We start from the raw sequence: 16,241 nt of genomic DNA on the forward strand, positions 1-16,241 counted from the left end.
TCAGATCCCCGCCTCGATGATCTCGGAGATCTCCTGCTGCGAGTACCACTGATCGTTGCTGTCCGACCGGTACGCGAAGCCCTCCGGCACGGGTACGGCTCCGGCGGGCATCTGATAGCCCCAGGACGCGAGGTCGGGCTGGATGATGAAGTACTTCCCATCGCTGACCGTGACGGCGCGACGGCCCTCTTCCGGGCTGATCATCTCCTCGTGGAGCTTCTCGCCCGGGCGCAGGCCCACATCGACGAGTTCCGCTCCCGGCACGACGGCGTGGGCGAGATCGGTGACCTTCATCGACGGGATCCGCGGAACGAGGAGCTCGCCGCCCTGCATGAGCTCGAACGTGTCGATCACCATCTCGACCGCCTGGGGGAGTGTGATGAAGAACCGCGTGCATCGAAGATCAGTGATGGGAAGCGGCTTTCCCTCGGCACCCAGGCGGGAGAAGAAGGGGATGACCGAGCCGCGGGATCCCATGACGTTGCCGTAGCGGACCACCGCGAACCGCGTGTCGTACGCGGCTGCGTAGTGATTGCCGGTGATGAAGAGCTTGTCGGCCGTGAGCTTGGTCGCACCGTAGAGGTTGATCGGACTCGAGGCCTTGTCGGTCGACAGCGCGACGACGCGCTTCACACCGGCGTCGATCGACGCCTCGATCACGTTCTGGCTGCCGAGGATGTTCGTCTTCACGAACTCGAACGGGTTGTACTCGGCCGTGTCCACCTGCTTGAGGGCAGCGGCGTGAACGACGTAGTCGACGCCGTGCAGCGCGCGAGCGAGTCGCCTCTCGTCGCGGATGTCGCCGATGAACCACCGGAGTCGAGGGTCGTCGCCGAACTGCTGCCGCACCTCGTACTGCTTGAGTTCGTCGCGCGAGAAGATGACGAGACGCCGGGGATTGATGTGGGTCAGGGCGTGACGTATGAACGCCTTGCCGAACGACCCGGTGCCGCCAGTGATGAGGATGCTCGCGCCCTCGAGAACCGACACTCTGTCTCCTCAGCGTTGTCGTGATGGCACGGATGCTCGGGTTGTTCCATGCCCGGCCTATCCTATCGGGTGGGCGCAGCCGCGCCCCCGAGGAGAGGGACGTGTGATGAGCGGGCGACGGGTCCTCCTGCACTGCAATGCCGGTGTCGAGGCGGGCATGGGGCACCTCATGCGCACTCTCACCATCGCCCGCGAGGCGCGGGACCGGGGGTGGACGGCGTCGGTGTTCGGCGATGTGGATGCGGTCGGTGCGGAGGTCCTGCGCCGGATGGATCCGGAACTCGAGCTGCTCACCGTGGACGGCGCCGCGGCGAGCCTCGGCGACTTCGCGGAGCTCGGGCGGGACGCCGACGTGATCCATCTGGACACCTATCGCGAAGTCCCCGATCTCTCGTCCCTCGCAGTGCTGCTCAGCAACATGCAGGATGGTCCGTTCGGTGTGCGCGATGCCGATCTGGCCATCGATGCCAATCTGGCGTCCGAGCGCACCTTCGCGAGTCCTGAACGCAGCCGGAGTCATCTGGCCGGGATCGACGCGGCTGTCGTACGCGCTCAGGTGCTCGCTCAGCGTGACGCCCGGAAAACGGCGGCGGCAGCGCCTCGCGTGCTGATCGTGATGGGCGGCACGGACCCTCACGGCGTGACCGCGCGCGTCGTCGCCGCGTTCGATCGCGTTCCTTCTCCGGTGGAGATCACGGTGATCGACCCCCGGCGGCGTCCCGACGTGCTGTCCGCGGCGGGGTCCTCGCGTCATGCCGTCCAGGTCCTCGGCTTCGTCGAGGACCTCCCCGCGATCGCCGCGTCCCACGACCTGGCCGTGACGGCTGCCGGCACCTCGGTCTGGGACTTCGCGTGCATGGGTCTTCCCATGGCGCTCGTCTGCGTGGCGGACAACCAGCGGGTCGGCTACCGTCAGGTCGTCGAACAGGGGCTCGCGGTGGGCCTCGGGGAGCCGCCCCATCACGGACTCGAGGAGAGGATCGGCGCGCTCGCCGATCTCCTGGCTTCTCCGGCATCGCTCGCCCGGACGGCCGCCGAGCTGAAGCGGACCGTCGACGGACTCGGGAGCTGGCGGATCGTGGCGTCCTGGGAACAGCTGCTGACGACCCGCCCTTCCGTCGAGCCTCCCTCCGGACTCGTCGCCCGTGCGGCGAACGTCGACGACGGGCGGAGACTGTTCGAGTGGCGCAACGACCCGGAGGTCCGCTCCGGCTCGCGCTCACGCGGCGAGATCGACTGGAGATCGCACACCGATTGGCTCGCGCGAAGCCTGCGGAACCCCGACCGGCGACTCCTGATCGTCGAGTCCGACGGAGTGCCGGTCGCCACCTGCCGATGGGACCGACGGTCGGCCGACGAGTGGGAGATCTCGATCACGGTCGCACCCGAGAGCCGTGGCCGCGGGCTGGCGGCATCGGTGCTCCAGGCCGCGGAGCGAGCCCTCGCCGCACAGCCGCCGGTGCGCATGGTGGCCACCGTGCACGGCGACAACGTCGCATCACGACGATTGTTCGAGCGCGCCGGCTATCTGCCGTACCTGCCCGCCGACGATGCCGGCTTCCTCACCCTCGCCCGGTGGCGGCTCTCGTAGGAGCGCGGTCTAGAGCGCATCCCAGGTCAGCGGGGTGCCGCGTTCGACGTCTCGCGTGAACGTGCGTCCGCTCACCAGGGCGAAGTCATCGGGGCGGAGTCCGCCGGCGGGGCGGATCGACCGCACGTTCTCGGGTCCCACGGTGTCGCCGGCTCGGACGTCGGCGACGACGAACAGCGAACGGCGAAGGGCGAGCACCGCTTCTTCCTGAGCGGTCGGTCCGAAGGACACACCGCTCGCGGACGCGACGCGCGCCTGTTCGGAGGCCACGACGAGAGCGCTGAACTCGTCGGGCGTGAGAGAGAAGTCCGCGTCGACGCCGCCGTCTGTTCGGTCGAGCGTGACGTGCTTCTCGATCACGACCGCGCCGAGGGCCGCAGCGGCGACCGCGACCCCGATCCCGAGCGTGTGGTCCGAGAGTCCCACCGGCACGTCGAAGGCGTCTCGGAGCGCCGCGATGTTGCCCAGTCGCGCCTCTTCGGGAACCGCGGGGTAGGCCGCTGTGCAGGCCAGCAGCACGAGCTGGGTGCCTCCGGCACCGCGGATGGCGGTCACCGCCGCATCGATCTCCGAGAGCGTCGCCATGCCGGTCGACACGATCATCGGCTTACCGGTGCGGGCGACCTCCCGGAGGAGCGGGATGTCGACGATCTCAGCGGATGCCGTCTTGTAGATCTCGACCCCCAGCTCTTCGAGGAACGAGACCGAGCTCGGATCGAAGGGCGTCGAGAAGGGGATGAGTCCGTGGCTGCGCGCGCGATCGAAGATCGGCGCATGCCACTCCCACGGCGTGTGAGCCTCCTGGTAGAGGGAATAGAGGTTCCTGCCGCCCCAGAGCCCGTGGTCGCTCGCGACCCGGAAGGCGGGCTTGTCGGAGTCGATCGTGAGCGTGTCGGCGGTGTAAGTCTGGATCTTGAGAGCGTCGGCGCCGGTGGCGGCGACCGCGTCGACGATCGCGAGCGCCCGATCGATGTCGCCGTTGTGGTTTCCCGACATCTCAGCGATCGTGAACACGGGGGAGCCGGTGCCGATGCTCGCCGTGGAGAGCGGGATGGTCTGCGAAGAAGTCACGCCGACAACTCTAGACGCGTCCTCTCCGTGACTCGCCGCCCCGCCGATGGGACAGCCGCCGCGGTGCCCTAAGCTGAGGTCTCATGGGGCGTGTGACGGATCTTGTCGGTGATGACAGGGCGATTGCCGGAGAGGTCGACTTCTACGACCGACTCCGTCCGCTCGTCACGGCATACGGGCGAGCGGATACCGCTCGTCGGATCGCCGTCGTCGGAAATCAGCCGCTCGAGCCGTCCGGCGAGCGCGCCGCGATGATCGACACGGCTGACATCGTGTTCCGAGTCAACGGCTTCCGTGTCGACGACGTCGACGGCATGCCGTCGGTGGGTCGGCGCGCCGACGTCGTCGTGTTCAATCGTGGTGTGCGTCCGACGCCCTGGTTCTTCGAGGGCTACTCCGAGCGCCTCTACCTGATGATCGAACCCGGGCGCCTGCTCTGGGAGAACCCGAAGCTCCCGGCCTTCTGGCCCGCGGATCTCGGAATCGTGACGATGCCGAACCGCGAGGTGGTGCTGCCACTCGGCGAGGCGATGGGAGCCGATCCGCGCAGCGGTGGCCAGTGGGCGACGACGGGGACGGTGATGCTCTGGATCGCCACCCGCCTGTTCCCGGACGCCACGGTCGATGCGGCCGGATTCTCCTTCGTCGACGCGCCGGATCAGACATCATGGAACCACGCCTACGGAGACCCCTCGGCGGTCGGAGCAGAGCACCGGATCGACCTGGAGTCGGCGCTCGTGCGGCACTGGATCGACTCCGGCCGCGTCACGTATCACCGCTGAATCCCACAGACCATCGACAATCACCCGAATGATTGAGGACTGAATGCTGAACCGACTCCGTCGCAGACTCGACGCCGTCGTCGAACGCCGTGTAGACGCGAGAGTGGACGCCCGCATGGGGCGTGCTCTCGAGCAGGTCGAACACGCGCAGCGCGACTACGAGGCACGCCTCGCGGGAACCCAGGCTGACTTCTCTTACATCAGATCCGAGTTCGATCGCATCGCTCCTCAGGTCGCCGCGCTCGAGCAGCGGTTCGAGTGGCTGCGCGTGCGCCTCGATGTGGCTGATCTGGAAGCCGACGAGGCGCTCAGCCGCGCCCAGTCGGAGCACGAGCGCGCGCGACTGCGCCTCGAACTCGCGGCGCACTACGAGGAGCGCCTGCGCCGCCTCGAGTCCGACGGCGACTGAGCCGAACGGATCGGGCCGCCGCCGCGGGGTCAGAGCCCGACGAGGCCTCGAAGCTGATTCGCAGCCGAGCGTGCGCTGTCGACGCTCGGCTGCATCCCTGCGGCCGCGTCGGAGTGCAGCGAGGTGAGCGCCTGGTCGTACTCGCTCAGCGCGCTGCCCCAGGCGGATTCGATGGATGAGGGCGGAGCGCTCTCGCCGAGCCGCTGCGCGTCGGCCTGGAGGCTCTCGATGACCTCGGTCGCGTCCTGTCCACTGGACTCGCTGACGATCTGCAGTCCTGTCAGCGCATCATCGAGCCAGCCCTGAACCTGTCCGCGGAAGGCGTCGACCGAGGGGTCCGCGACGGGGGGCGGGGTCGTGATCGGTGTCATCGTCGGAACGGGCTCCGCCGTCGGCTGAGGGGTCTCGGTCTGCGTCGGCGACGCTGACGGGGACGGGGACGGGGACGGGGATGTCGATGCCGACGCGGAAGGGGAGGGCGAGCCGCTGGCTCCCGGAGTCGGGGTCTCGCCCCGCGGGAGGAGGAAGAACAGCAGCACGCCCACGATGACGAGCACGGCGACGATGAGCCCGACGATGAGCCAGACACGACCACGATTGCTCGGCTTCGGCTCCAGTGGCGCCCAGCGGAGTTCCGGCTGCGGTTCGTCGGTCATGCGGTCAGTCCTCCAGAGCGGGCATGGGCGTCCAGGAGCGATCGCGGCCGAGCTTGCCGCCCTCCTTGAGTCCCCGGAACAGATTGCTCGTCCCTCGCACCGTGCGCTCGACGAAGAGGAGGCGGATGAGCTCCTTCGCGAACGTCATCGACGTCCCGAGGCCGAACAGCACGGGGTTGTAGTTGCGGTGAACGCGGTAGTACTGCTTGATGTACGCCCGGTTGCGCATGATGTAGAACCGGTAGGCGTTGCTCGAGGCGTTCATGTGGCGGATGCCCATGTCCCACTGCTTGATCTCGCGAGTGCGTCGCAGGACGAACTCGTCGACGATCACCGCAGTGGTCTTGCGCGAGGCGAGCCACCCGTACATCTGGTCATCCCAGTAGATGAAGAAGCGGTGGTCGGGCAGACCGATCTGCTTCACGATGGACCGATGGATGAACATGCCTTCGAAGCATCCGCTGTTCATCTCCTTGTAGCCCGACGCATCGAACCCGGACGGCGCGAACGGGATCGGGATGCCCATGCGCTCGGCGATCCGGTACTGCCAGTAGAACTCGCTGCCGTCGTAGTCGTATCGGCGGCCCTGGATGCTCTTGAACCGCGGGGCCCACTTGCCCATCTTCGCCAGGCCGTCGGTCACGACCTCGACGTCGTCGTCCATCATCCAGATCCACTCCGAACCCAGCTCGTACGCCGTGCGCATGCCTTCGCTGAAGCCGCCCGACCCGCCGGTGTTCGTCTCGAGGCGTCGGTAGATGATCTCGGTGCCGAGCCGAGGACGGAAGGAGTCGACGACCTCGGTGGTGTCGTCGGACGAGGCGTTGTCGATGATCACGACGTGGCCCGGCTTCGGGTCCATCGCCGTGATGCTCTCGAGGAGGCCGGTCAGGAGGTGAGACCGGTTGTACGTGACGATGACGATCGTCGCGGAGGCCGGGTCGAAGGGGGCGTGAGTCACGAGGTGAAATCTCCGGAGGCTCGGGGCCCGCAGGGCGCCGCGAGCAGATCCACCCTACCCGGAGCAGTTCGGAATCCGCCGAGGGCGCGGCGCGGAGGTCAGCGTTCGGGACGCAGCGTCGGGATCGCTCCGGTGTGCGCGGCGTCGATGTTCTCCCGCCACGACCTCGTCTGGCCGGCCCGCAGCGCACAGAGCACGAGCATGAACCAGCCCGCGCCGACGATCGTGAAGCTCTCGAACATCGACTCGACGGCGAGTGTGACGAGCATGAGCGGGGTCCAGGCGTAGACCACCGAACGTCGAGCGCTCGCGACGAGCCAGGACCGGACGGTGGCGATGCCGCCGAACAGGAGGAAGAGCACGAGGCCGGCGGCGCCCAGTTGCAGCAGGACGTCGAAGTACGCGTTCAGCGCGCTCTGGTGGTGGTCGTCGAGCAGGAAGTTGATGTACGTGAACGGGAACTCTCCGCGGGCCCACGCGCCGTACCAGCCCCACCCCTCGACCGGCTTGAGAGCGACGAAATCGAGGATCGTGTTCCACAGGGTCGCTCTGATCGAGAAGTCCGAACCGGCATCGAGCAGCGCGATGATCACATGGCGAAGTGCGAACGCGGCGGCGAGGGCGAGAGCGACGAGGACACCGAGCACCCACTGCACGATGGTCCGCCGCTCGGGCGGGGTGTGACGGACGATCGCGAGCGCGACGGCGACGACGCCGACTGCGGCCGCGAGCACGAGCACGGTGGGGGAGGAGGAGAAGAAGGCCAGCAGCGCCGCGAGCGCGATCGAGGGGATCGCGATGCGAGCGGTCAGCGACTGCGACCGCCACTCCACCACGAAAGTGATGAGTGCGATCACGGTGACGAAACCGAGCATGTTCCTGCTGCCGAAGATCCCCTGCACGGGTCCGCCGACGGCCAGGTCTCCCTGGATGCCGAGGAAGAGGAAGGGCGTGTCGAGCAGCACGCCGGAGAGGAGCTCCAGGCACAGAGACACGAGGAGGAGGAACCTCAGCGAGTCGCCCAGGGCGCGGACGGTCTGGAGGGTGTCGCGGATGTGGCCGACGGTGATCGCCAGGAAGGCGAAGCCGAAGAGCTCCATCCAACCGAAAGCGGTGTCGGACTTGTCGGTCGTCCACACGATGCTGACGGCGGCCCACGCCAGGAAGGCCAGCAGCGAGGACGGAGCGATCCGCAGCAGCGACAGCTCCTCCCTGCGCACCCACAGGATCCAGGCGCCGACGACGCACAGGACGGCGATGATCGTCGCGAGGGTGACCGATGAGGCGATGTGCTCGATCGCGAACGACGAGAAGACCGCTGTGAGGACCGCGATCGTGTACGCGCGGGCGAACTCGGCCGAGCCGAGCAGATCGCTCAGACGACGTTCGGGCGTCACGGAACCCGCCGGCTTCGCTCGCCGCGCTCGATCACACGCTCGCGTTCACCGACGCCGACCAGGGGCACGACCTTGATCTTGAACGAGAGCAGGACCAGCAGCATCCAGCCCCAGAGCATGATCGGGGTCGATTCCGTCAGACCCTGCACGAGCAGCACGACCGTGAAGAGGCTCGGAAGCAGAGTGATCGCCGAATAGTCGCGGTCCGACCTCAGATCCCAGCGCGGGCGGTCGATGGCGAAGAACCACGAACGCCAGAGCAGGCTGAGATAGGCGAGAGCCATGAGGACGACCCCCACCACGCCCAGCTGCATCAGCACGTCGAGCCACATGTTGTGCGCGTGGAACACCGTGATGCCGTGATCCTCGATCCATCCGGCGAAGGCAGGATCGAAGGGGACCCAGGGACTCGAGAACCCGTTGCCGAAGATCGGATGCTCCGCGGCACGCGCGAGGACCTTGTCCCAGATCTTGTCGGAGCGCCCGGTGAGGTCTGCGCTGCGACCGATGAGGGCGAACAGGGGTTCACGCAGGAGCCAGACGGCGGATCCGATGACCACGGCGCCGCCGATGAACAGCACATACAGTCGGGTTCGTGCGCCCGGAGACGTCGCGCGGCGCATCAGCAGAGCGACGACCAGGACTGCGGCGGCAGCGGCGGCGCACACGTATGCCGTCGCGGATCCGGCCCGGACGAGGAAGTATCCCGCGAGGAGGGCCCAGAGCGCGAGAGTGGTGCGCCAGCGCGTGCGCGCGGCGAACAGCACGCCGAAGGTGAGTATCGCGAACAGGCAGATGATGGCGAGCACGTTCGAATTGCCCACGATGCCCTGGATCCGGCCGCCGTCCACGAGGTTGCCGCGAACCCAGTACCAGTGGGCGTTGGTCTCGCCGTCCGGCCGCACGAAGAAGTTCGGCAGGATCGGAGCGTGGACCACAAGGGCGACCCACAGTTCGAGCGCGAGGGACAGGCCGAGGATCCACTTGAACGCGGAAGCGAGCGCCCGCACGATCTCGTGCCAGGTCAGCACATGGACGATGAAGAGCGCGTTCACCGTGACGGTGGCGAGCAGGACCCAGGTGATGATGGTCGCTCCGCGCCACTGAGACCACGCGACCGAGAGCAGGGCCAGCGTGGTGTACGCGACGGCGGCCCAGGGCAGGCGACGCCACGCGAACGCGGCAGGTCGCCGACGGGCGATCATCGGAACGCCGATGGAGAGCGTCGCGATCAGGAAGACGAGGAGGGTGATGAATGCGCCGATCTCGCCCACGAGGTTGTACACCGCCGAGTGCGCGAAGGTCGCGAACAGCACCAGGCCGATGTACCCGCGCAGCAGAAGATGCCCCGTGGACTCGCGCTCGGGAGCGGCGGGCGGGGCGGCGACCGGGTGCTTCGTGTATTGCGCCATCGCGTTCAGGCTACCGCGCGGAAGTCGGGAGTCACCGATGGGACGGTCGTGGCACCGTGGGTTCCCTGCCAATAGCCTGGTGGCATGCTGCTCAGTCTCTCGAATGCACCCCGTGATTACGCGTGGGGATCCCCGACGCTCCTGGCCGACCTGGAAAGCCGCACCCCCACGGGTGCGCCTGAGGCGGAGGTGTGGTTCGGCGACCACCCGGGAGACCCGTCCGACGTGCAGGGCGGCGGGACGCTGGACGCCGTCACGGGCGGTGCTCTGCCGTACCTGCTCAAGCTCCTCGCGGCCGCATCGCCCCTGTCCATCCAGGTGCACCCGACCGTCGAGCAGGCGAGAGCCGGGTGGGCGAGAGAATCGACGCTCGACGCCACGGACCCGACTCGCAACTACCGCGATGACAACCACAAGCCCGAGCTGATCGTCGCCCTGAGCGAACGGTTCGAATCCCTGAGCGGGCTGCGCCCCGTCGGCGACACCCTGGGCCTGCTGGGGGAGTTGGGGCAGAGCGCCGGGGTCGAGGAACTCGCTGATCGTCTCCGCGGTGAGGGCGACGTCCTGCGCGACACGATCGGCTGGCTGCTGTCCGGCGATGCGCGGTCCGTGGTCGACGACGTCGTCGCCTCGGTGAGCGCGGCCGCAGCCTCCGCGTCGGGCGAATGGGCCGAGACGCTCCGCGGTGTGGCGGCGATCGCGGAGACCTATCCGGGAGACCCCGGTGTGGTCGTCGCGCTGCTCATGAACCACGTGGTGCTTCGCAGGGGCGAGGGCATCTTCCTGCGGGCCGGGCTCCTGCATGCCTACATCGCCGGTCTCGGAGTGGAGATCATGGCGGCGAGCGACAACGTCCTGCGCGGCGGTCTCACGCCCAAGCGCATCGATGTGGCCGAGCTGCTCTCGGTCCTCGACACGACGACCGGCGAGGTGCCGGTGCTGCGCCCGACGACGGATGGTGCGATCACGGAGTACCCGGTGCCCGTCGCGGACTTCTCGCTGAGAAGAGTCGAACTCGACGGCCAGGACGTCGTCATCGACGTGGACGGACCGACGATGGTCCTCGCGACGTCCGGTCGCGTCAGGGTGGGCGGTGCGGACGGTGCAGTGCTCGATGTTCCGGTCGGCACCGTCGCGTTCGCGTCCGCCGACGAGGTTCGATTGACCGTCGGCGGCCAGGGCGAGGCGTTCGTCGCATCGCCCGGCGATCTCACCTCCGGCCGCTGACTCCTCGGGCGGACGTGCGACACGCCGTACGGAGGTCAAGAACCTTCAAGACCGGATTGAGGGTTTACGATCCGCGACTTGACCGATGGGAATGACACGGGTGTAATTAGTTGAGCACGGCCCGCCGAGGGGGCGGAATTTAGGGGTTGGAGAGCGAGATGACGGGTTACCGTTCAGACGTACCGGAGAACTGGTTCGTCGATCCGATCAACCTCGGTGTTCCCGGGGTTCGCAAGGTCGAGACCGACGATGACAATGCTCTCGCATGGCAGAGCGATGCACTGTGCTCGCAGACTGATCCTGAGGCCTTCTTCCCCGAGAAGGGCGGATCGACCCGTGACGCCAAGAGGATCTGCACGTCCTGCGATGTCCGCGGCGAGTGCCTCGAGTACGCGCTCAACAACGACGAGCGCTTCGGAATCTGGGGCGGTCTCTCCGAGCGCGAGCGCCGCAAGCTCAAGCGTCGCGCGAGCTGACCCGGCAGTGATTCGTCCGCGTTCATAGCTTCGCGGCCACGCCGGGTCGGGTCAGCCCCCGATTCCTGTCGCACGCATAGGCTGACCACGTCATGCCAGCCCGAGTTCACGCAATCATCGTCGCGCGCCCCGGTTCCTCCGCCCGCGCGCAGCTGCTCCGCACACTCGATGCGTTGCGCTCCCAGACGACGCCCGCAGCCGCCATCACCCTGGTGATGTGCGGCGACGCGGCGTCGGCTCGCGAGAGCGAGGCGGTGACCAGCACAGTCGAGGGCATCATCCAGGCGCGCGGCAACACCTCATTCGCGGATGCCGTCGAACTCGCCAGACCCCGCATCCTCGAGGGCAGCGCCGTCTGGCTGCTCGCACAGGACACCGCTCCGCACCCGCGAGCGCTCGAGCGCCTGATCGGCACTCTCGAACGATCTCCGTCGGCGGCGATCGTGGCGCCCAAGCTCGTGCAGACCGACAACGACCGCGAGATCGTCTCTCTGGGCGTCAGCATGACGACTCTGGGGCGCTCGGTGGAGCTGGCCGGCGGCGAGCTCGACCAAGGACAGCACGATGCCAGCGACGACGCGCTCGGTGCGGACATCCGCGGCATGCTGATCCGCGGCGAGGTCCGCGATGCGCTGCGTCCGGATCCGGCGCTCGCGGGAGCCGACCTGGGTCTCGACCTCGGAGTCCGTGCCCGCCTCGGTGGCGGACGCGTCGTGCTCGCGCCCTCGGCGCGCGTATCCGTGTCACCGGACGGACCAGGGACACCTCCGACCGCGCGGGGCAGGCGCGCGTTCGCGACCAGACTCGCCCAGCTGCACCGCCGCCTCGCTTATGCCCCGGCGATCTCCGTCCCGCTGCACTGGCTCACTCTGCTTCCTCTCGCGCTCTGGCGATCCATGGCCGACCTGATCGGCAAGCGGCCGGAGGCCGTCGCGCCCGAGTGGGCGGCTGCGGTGACGGCGATGTTCCGCTTCGGCGCGATCGCGCGGTCTCGTTCTCGCATCCGCTCCTTCCGCACCTCGAGCTGGTCGAGCATCGCCCCGCTGCGTGTGAGCAGCTCCGATCTTCGTCGTCGGCTGGATGACGGCCACGGCAGCGAGGGCGGAGCGGTCAGTGAGCTCCGGTTCTTCTCGGGCGGAGGCGCCTGGGCGGTGCTGGGCGCCCTCGTCGTCAGCATCGCGACCTTCACCACGATCCTCGCGTGGCCCGTGCTCGGTGGCGGTGCGCTGCTTCCGCTGCGGTCGACGGTGGGTGCGCTGTGGAATGACGCCGCCTGGGGGCTGCGCGGTCTCGGAGTCGACGTCGTCGGCGCCGCGGACCCCTTCTCCGGAGTGCTCGCTGTGCTCGGCTCTCTCTGGCCGGCCGCCCCGTCGTTCTCCCTCGTGCTCCTCTGGGTGCTGGCGCTGCCCCTCGCCGTGCTCGGCGGCTGGTTCGCGGCCACGCGAGTGACCGACCGTGCGGGTCTGCGCATCTTCGCCGGAATCGTGTGGGCGCTCGCTCCCACCTTCCTCACCGCGCTCGTCGACGGTCGCCCCGCCGCTGTGCTGGTGCACCTCCTCCTGCCCTGGCTCTTCCACGCCGGGGCGGTGGCCCATCGTTCGTGGGGCGCAGCAGGTGCAGCGTCGCTCCTCTTCGCCGCGGTCACGGCATGTGCGCCCTCGCTCGCCCCGGCACTCCTCCTGCTGTGGGTCGTGGCGCTCGGCATCACCCTCGCCGGCGCTCGTATCCGCGGAGCCGTCCGCCTGGTCTGGGTGCCGATTCCCGCCGTCGCCCTCTTCGCGCCGCTCGTGGTCTGGCAGCTGAGCCGCGGAGACATCCTCGCGGTGCTCGCGGATCCCGGCTCGATCTGGGCCGGTCCGCAGGCAGCGGCCGATGCCGCAGGCAGACTCGCGTTGGCCAGCGGATTCCCCAGCGGTGACATGGCCGGGTGGGCGACGTGGCTCGGCCTCGAGCTCGCGCCGTGGGTGGGGGTGCTGCTCGCCCCGCTCGCGCTCCTCGCTCTCGCATCAGCGGTCGCCCCGCGCTGGCGAGCCGGAATCACTCTTCTGCTCGTCGCGCTCTGCGGCCTGGCCACCGCGTTCTTGGCCGTGGGAGTCGCCGTGTCCTTCGCCCAAGGGACTCCCGTCGCCATCTGGCCGGGTTCGGGTCTCAGCCTCGCGTGGATCGGCGTCACCGGAGCCGCCCTCGTGACGCTCGACACCGCGGTGACCATGCCACGGGTCCGGGTGCTCAGCGCGGCGGTCGCCGGTCTTGCGATCGTCGTGTGCGCTGTTCCTGCCCTGGCCGCGGTCCACGCGGACGAGTCGGAGCTCCGAGACGGTCCCGCATCGACGCTGCCGGCGTATGTCGCAGCGCAGGCGGGTGCCGACCGTCAGATCGGAACCCTCGTGCTCACCCCGCAGAACGACGGCGGCCTGGCGACCGAGGTGGCGTGGGGCGGAAGCGAGACGCTGAGCGCCCAGACGACGATCCTCTCCACAGCGACGGAGCTGCGCGGCTCCGACCTCACGACGCTCGCGGTCGATCTGCTCTCGGCCAGGGACTTCGATGCGGCTGATGAGCTGGCTCGGACGGGGATCTCGTACGTCCTGCTCGCACAGGTCTCGGGTGAGGAGTCGGACCGTGCTCGCTCTCTGCGCACGGCCGCGGTGACATCGCTCGACCAGCGGGCTGGGTTCGTCCAGGCCGGCTCGACCGACCGTGGTGTGCTCTACAGGCTCGAGGCCGACGCCTCGCCACGGGCTCCGCTCTCGACCGCTCAGCAGGCGACAGCGCGCCTCGTGATCACGGTCCAGCTCGTGCTCGTGCTCGCGGCGCTGCTGCTGTCCGTGCCGACACGTGCGTCGCGGCGAGCAGCCCGCGCCCGCTCGCGCATCGTCGGACGAGCACCGGAAGAGCCGCTCGTGCTGCCTCGGCACCCCGAGGACCGCGACGGCGCCGCAGAACCGCACGGCGATCCGGAGGTCGCTGAGACAGCCGCAACAGCCGACGCCGCGCCCTCGGACGGGCCCGAGCCGGATGCGGCAGTCGAGGCCCATCCGTCGACCGAACAGGGTGAGGAGGAGCGGCGATGACCCGCAACCGCGCATTCCGGGTGGCGGCGACCGGCGCTCGAGTCCTGACAGGCGCCGTCGTCGCAGGAGCGTGCGTCGTCGGTGTCGTCGTCGGCATCACCGCGCCGTGGCCGACTGTCTCGCACGAGCCCGCTCAGGCGCAGGTGGCGCCCCTTCCGGGTGACACCGTTCTCGTCTGCAACGGTGACCTTCGCGCGGTCGGTCGAGATCCCTCCAACCCGCTCGAGATGGTGTCGGCGGCGTCTCCCCAACTGACCTCCGAGGGGTCATCCGGGCGACCGGAGTCGAGTCCCCTGCCTGCGAAGGACCTCGCCGACGGCGGATCCGCGCAACGCCTCGTGGGCCCTGTCGAGGGACGCCAGGCGCCGCTGCTCGGCGCCACGGAGTCGGTCAGCGTGCAGGAGGCGGACCTGTTCGGTCTCGCCGCGGCGCCCTGCCGTCCTGCGGGCATCGAGTCGTGGCTCGTCGGCGGAACGGTCGCCACCGGGACCGAGGACCTGATCGTTCTCACGAACCCCGGGGTCGTGCCCTCCACTGTTTCTCTCGGCGTGTTCGGGTCTGCGCGGGCGTCCAGCACCGTGATCGTCCCCGCGGAGTCTCAGGTCGCGCTCGCGCTGTCATCGATCGCCGCCGGATCGGACTTCCCGATCGTCAAGGTGACCGCGACAGGGTCGCCCGTGCGGGCTGTACTGCAGTCGTCGCTCACCCGGACCCTCGATCCCTCGGGCATCGACCTGCAGGATGCGGTTCCCGCTGCGCAGCGTCAGCCGGTGCTCCCGGGCATCCAGGTCTTCGAGAACCAGGGCGACAACGCAGACATGGCGGTTCTGCGGCTGATGTCACCCGAGGTCGATTCCCAGGCCGTCGTGACGGTCAGAGAGGTCGGTGCGTCGACGATCGCCGACGAGTTCACCGTTCCGCTCACCGCCGACGCACCCACCGAGCTGTCGCTCTCCGCGCTGTCGCCGGGGGACTACACGATGAGCATCGAATCGGACAACCCTGTGCTCGCCGCGGTGCGGCAGCAGGATGTCGCCGGGCCGCAGGACGATTTCGCCTGGGTCACGCCGGCGCCGGAGCTCGAGGATGACGTGTACGTCGCCGTTCCTGCCGGGCCGACGCCTCGCCTCGTGCTCGCCAACGACGAGGATGTCGATGCGACGGTGCAGGTCGCATCGACATCGGGCGGAGAGCCCGTCGAGGTCACTGTCCCCGCTCACTCGTCGGCGTCGGTCGATGTGACGCCGCGCACGGTGTATGCGCTGTCGACCTCGGCGCCGGTGCATGCCTCCGTCACGATGAGCGCGCCCGGAGCGCTCGCGGTCTGGCCGGTATGGCCGGCTGCGGGAGCGCAGCAGAGCATCACCGTCTACCCGTGACCTGCGGACCGGCGAGGACGGTCTCTGAGCTCAGTGCTCGTGGCCGCCGAGGTCCCAGGGCTCGCGGCCGACGTACTCGGCCGCAGCTCTGAACACGGCGCTCTCGATCGCCATCCTGCGGTGGGCGGAGTCGTCGTGTCCCGGCGGCAGCAGCCGTTCGATGGGAAGCCGGAAGAGCACGATGCGCGCCTTCTCGTGATCGAGGTACCAGCGCGGGACCTCGTCTGCGGCCTCGAACGCGGGCATGGCGCCGATCTCGAACCGCACCTCCTGCAGTTCGGGCCAGGTTCCTCGAAGGAACTCCACCGCAGTGCCGACGGTCAGATCGAACCGGTCGATGCGCCCGTCGAGAGGGGCGAGTGGAGGGCGCACGACCTCGCTGCGTCCGAGCCGACCGTGGCGCCCGTGCCTGGCCCCGCGGCGGGGTGCGTCAGAGGTGCGGGAGCGACGGGGCATAGCGAAAGTCTAGGCCGAGTCCGACGGGCGCGGCGGCGCGGCATCCGCTCATCCGATGAACCTCGACGTAGCCTGGCGTGAATGGACGGAAGACTCTGCTCTAAGGTCGGCTGCGCGCGCGAGGCCGTGGCCACTCTCACCTACGACTACGGCGATCAGATGGCCGCGCTCGGGCCCCTGGGGATGGCGCGCCACCCGAACGCGCATGATCTGTGCGCACAGCATGCGGACCGCCTGTCCGTTCCCGCGGGATGGCTCGTCGTCCGGCACGAGGCGCTTCGCGCCTGATATACCGTCCGCATCGCCGACGGGGACACGCCGCCTCGGGGCGGGTGGGTCATCGACGCATGCCGATACGCT

The 16,241-nt window shown here is 68.8% G+C and carries 15 protein-coding genes; 8 read left to right on the forward strand and 7 right to left on the reverse strand.

The window, feature by feature from the left end; all coding sequences use genetic code 11:
• Positions 1-990, reverse strand: coding sequence for a UDP-N-acetylglucosamine 4,6-dehydratase (inverting) (gene pseB / locus AB0P11_RS12735; protein WP_056278197.1), 990 nt, complete (start codon positions 988-990; stop codon positions 1-3).
• Between the two features lie 106 nt (positions 991-1,096).
• Here pseB and AB0P11_RS12740 point away from each other — a divergent pair, with 106 nt between their 5' ends.
• A complete protein-coding gene (locus AB0P11_RS12740) occupies positions 1,097-2,581 on the forward strand; it encodes a bifunctional UDP-2,4-diacetamido-2,4,6-trideoxy-beta-L-altropyranose hydrolase/GNAT family N-acetyltransferase (RefSeq protein ID WP_363522296.1) in 1,485 nt (494 codons plus the stop codon).
• Positions 2,582-2,590: 9 nt separating this feature from the next.
• On the opposite strand, the gene pseI is transcribed toward AB0P11_RS12740, so the two are convergent.
• Positions 2,591-3,652, reverse strand: a complete 1,062-nt coding sequence (gene pseI / locus AB0P11_RS12745; RefSeq protein ID WP_053095644.1) for a pseudaminic acid synthase — start codon at positions 3,650-3,652, stop codon at positions 2,591-2,593.
• Between the two features lie 92 nt (positions 3,653-3,744).
• On the opposite strand from pseI, the gene AB0P11_RS12750 reads away from it, so the two are divergent.
• Together AB0P11_RS12750 and AB0P11_RS12755 are read left to right on the forward strand one after the other, a co-directional pair.
• Positions 3,745-4,434 carry a hypothetical protein gene (locus AB0P11_RS12750; protein WP_363522299.1) on the forward strand — a complete coding sequence of 230 codons (690 nt, stop codon included), beginning with the start codon at positions 3,745-3,747 and terminating at the stop codon, positions 4,432-4,434.
• A gap of 43 nt (positions 4,435-4,477) precedes the next feature.
• Positions 4,478-4,843, forward strand: coding sequence for a hypothetical protein (locus AB0P11_RS12755; protein WP_053095645.1), 366 nt, complete (start codon positions 4,478-4,480; stop codon positions 4,841-4,843).
• A gap of 29 nt (positions 4,844-4,872) precedes the next feature.
• Here AB0P11_RS12755 and AB0P11_RS12760 read toward each other — a convergent pair whose 3' ends face one another.
• The 4 genes from AB0P11_RS12760 to AB0P11_RS12775 all read right to left on the reverse strand — a co-directional run bounded on the left by AB0P11_RS12760 (position 4,873) and on the right by AB0P11_RS12775 (position 9,269).
• On the reverse strand, positions 4,873-5,499 hold the full coding sequence (locus AB0P11_RS12760) for a hypothetical protein (RefSeq protein ID WP_363522301.1): 627 nt from the start codon (positions 5,497-5,499) through the stop codon (positions 4,873-4,875).
• A 4-nt stretch (positions 5,500-5,503) separates the two neighbouring features.
• Positions 5,504-6,460, reverse strand: coding sequence for a glycosyltransferase family 2 protein (locus AB0P11_RS12765; protein ID WP_053095647.1), 957 nt, complete (start codon positions 6,458-6,460; stop codon positions 5,504-5,506).
• Positions 6,461-6,558: 98 nt separating this feature from the next.
• The gene (locus tag AB0P11_RS12770; RefSeq protein ID WP_363522303.1) at positions 6,559-7,857 is read right to left on the reverse strand and encodes an O-antigen ligase family protein; all 1,299 of its coding nucleotides are present in this window, start codon (positions 7,855-7,857) and stop codon (positions 6,559-6,561) included.
• A complete protein-coding gene (locus AB0P11_RS12775; protein WP_285363038.1) occupies positions 7,854-9,269 on the reverse strand; it encodes an O-antigen ligase family protein in 1,416 nt (471 codons plus the stop codon). The genes AB0P11_RS12770 and AB0P11_RS12775 overlap by 4 nt, the downstream gene beginning before the upstream one ends.
• A gap of 84 nt (positions 9,270-9,353) precedes the next feature.
• Here AB0P11_RS12775 and manA point away from each other — a divergent pair, with 84 nt between their 5' ends.
• The 4 genes from manA (at position 9,354) to AB0P11_RS12795 (ending at position 15,425) form a co-directional block, all read left to right on the forward strand.
• Positions 9,354-10,496, forward strand: coding sequence for a mannose-6-phosphate isomerase, class I (manA, locus tag AB0P11_RS12780; protein ID WP_363522305.1), 1,143 nt, complete (start codon positions 9,354-9,356; stop codon positions 10,494-10,496).
• Positions 10,497-10,654: 158 nt separating this feature from the next.
• Complete coding sequence (locus AB0P11_RS12785) at positions 10,655-10,972, forward strand: WhiB family transcriptional regulator (RefSeq protein ID WP_072591048.1); 318 nt, start codon at positions 10,655-10,657, stop codon at positions 10,970-10,972.
• Positions 10,973-11,064: 92 nt separating this feature from the next.
• Positions 11,065-14,046: a glycosyltransferase gene (locus tag AB0P11_RS12790; protein ID WP_363522308.1), complete on the forward strand. Its 2,982-nt coding sequence runs from the start codon at positions 11,065-11,067 to the stop codon at positions 14,044-14,046.
• Entirely contained in the window at positions 14,043-15,425 is a 1,383-nt protein-coding gene (locus AB0P11_RS12795; RefSeq protein ID WP_056278215.1) for a DUF5719 family protein, read from the forward strand. The genes AB0P11_RS12790 and AB0P11_RS12795 overlap by 4 nt, the downstream gene beginning before the upstream one ends.
• A gap of 30 nt (positions 15,426-15,455) precedes the next feature.
• On the opposite strand, the gene AB0P11_RS12800 is transcribed toward AB0P11_RS12795, so the two are convergent.
• The gene (locus AB0P11_RS12800; RefSeq protein WP_053095652.1) at positions 15,456-15,797 is read right to left on the reverse strand and encodes a metallopeptidase family protein; all 342 of its coding nucleotides are present in this window, start codon (positions 15,795-15,797) and stop codon (positions 15,456-15,458) included.
• Positions 15,798-15,962: 165 nt separating this feature from the next.
• On the opposite strand from AB0P11_RS12800, the gene AB0P11_RS12805 reads away from it, so the two are divergent.
• Entirely contained in the window at positions 15,963-16,169 is a 207-nt protein-coding gene (locus AB0P11_RS12805; RefSeq protein WP_053095653.1) for a DUF3499 family protein, read from the forward strand.
• Positions 16,170-16,241: the final 72 nt, after the last annotated feature.

Origin of the sequence: Microbacterium sp. NPDC079176 (genome assembly GCF_040686675.1) — a bacterium.
Lineage (GTDB): Bacteria > Actinomycetota > Actinomycetes > Actinomycetales > Microbacteriaceae > Microbacterium.

Coding starts and splice junctions, on each gene's coding strand:
- AB0P11_RS12775 (WP_285363038.1), bottom strand. CDS start 9,269: ATGGCGCAATACACGAAGCACCCGGTCGCCGCCCCGCCCGCCGCTCCC.
- AB0P11_RS12790 (WP_363522308.1), top strand. CDS start 11,065: ATGCCAGCCCGAGTTCACGCAATCATCGTCGCGCGCCCCGGTTCCTCC.
- AB0P11_RS12795 (WP_056278215.1), top strand. CDS start 14,043: ATGACCCGCAACCGCGCATTCCGGGTGGCGGCGACCGGCGCTCGAGTC.
- AB0P11_RS12755 (WP_053095645.1), top strand. CDS start 4,478: ATGCTGAACCGACTCCGTCGCAGACTCGACGCCGTCGTCGAACGCCGT.
- AB0P11_RS12805 (WP_053095653.1), top strand. CDS start 15,963: ATGGACGGAAGACTCTGCTCTAAGGTCGGCTGCGCGCGCGAGGCCGTG.
- AB0P11_RS12760 (WP_363522301.1), bottom strand. CDS start 5,499: ATGACCGACGAACCGCAGCCGGAACTCCGCTGGGCGCCACTGGAGCCG.
- AB0P11_RS12785 (WP_072591048.1), top strand. CDS start 10,655: ATGACGGGTTACCGTTCAGACGTACCGGAGAACTGGTTCGTCGATCCG.
- AB0P11_RS12740 (WP_363522296.1), top strand. CDS start 1,097: ATGAGCGGGCGACGGGTCCTCCTGCACTGCAATGCCGGTGTCGAGGCG.
- manA (WP_363522305.1), top strand. CDS start 9,354: ATGCTGCTCAGTCTCTCGAATGCACCCCGTGATTACGCGTGGGGATCC.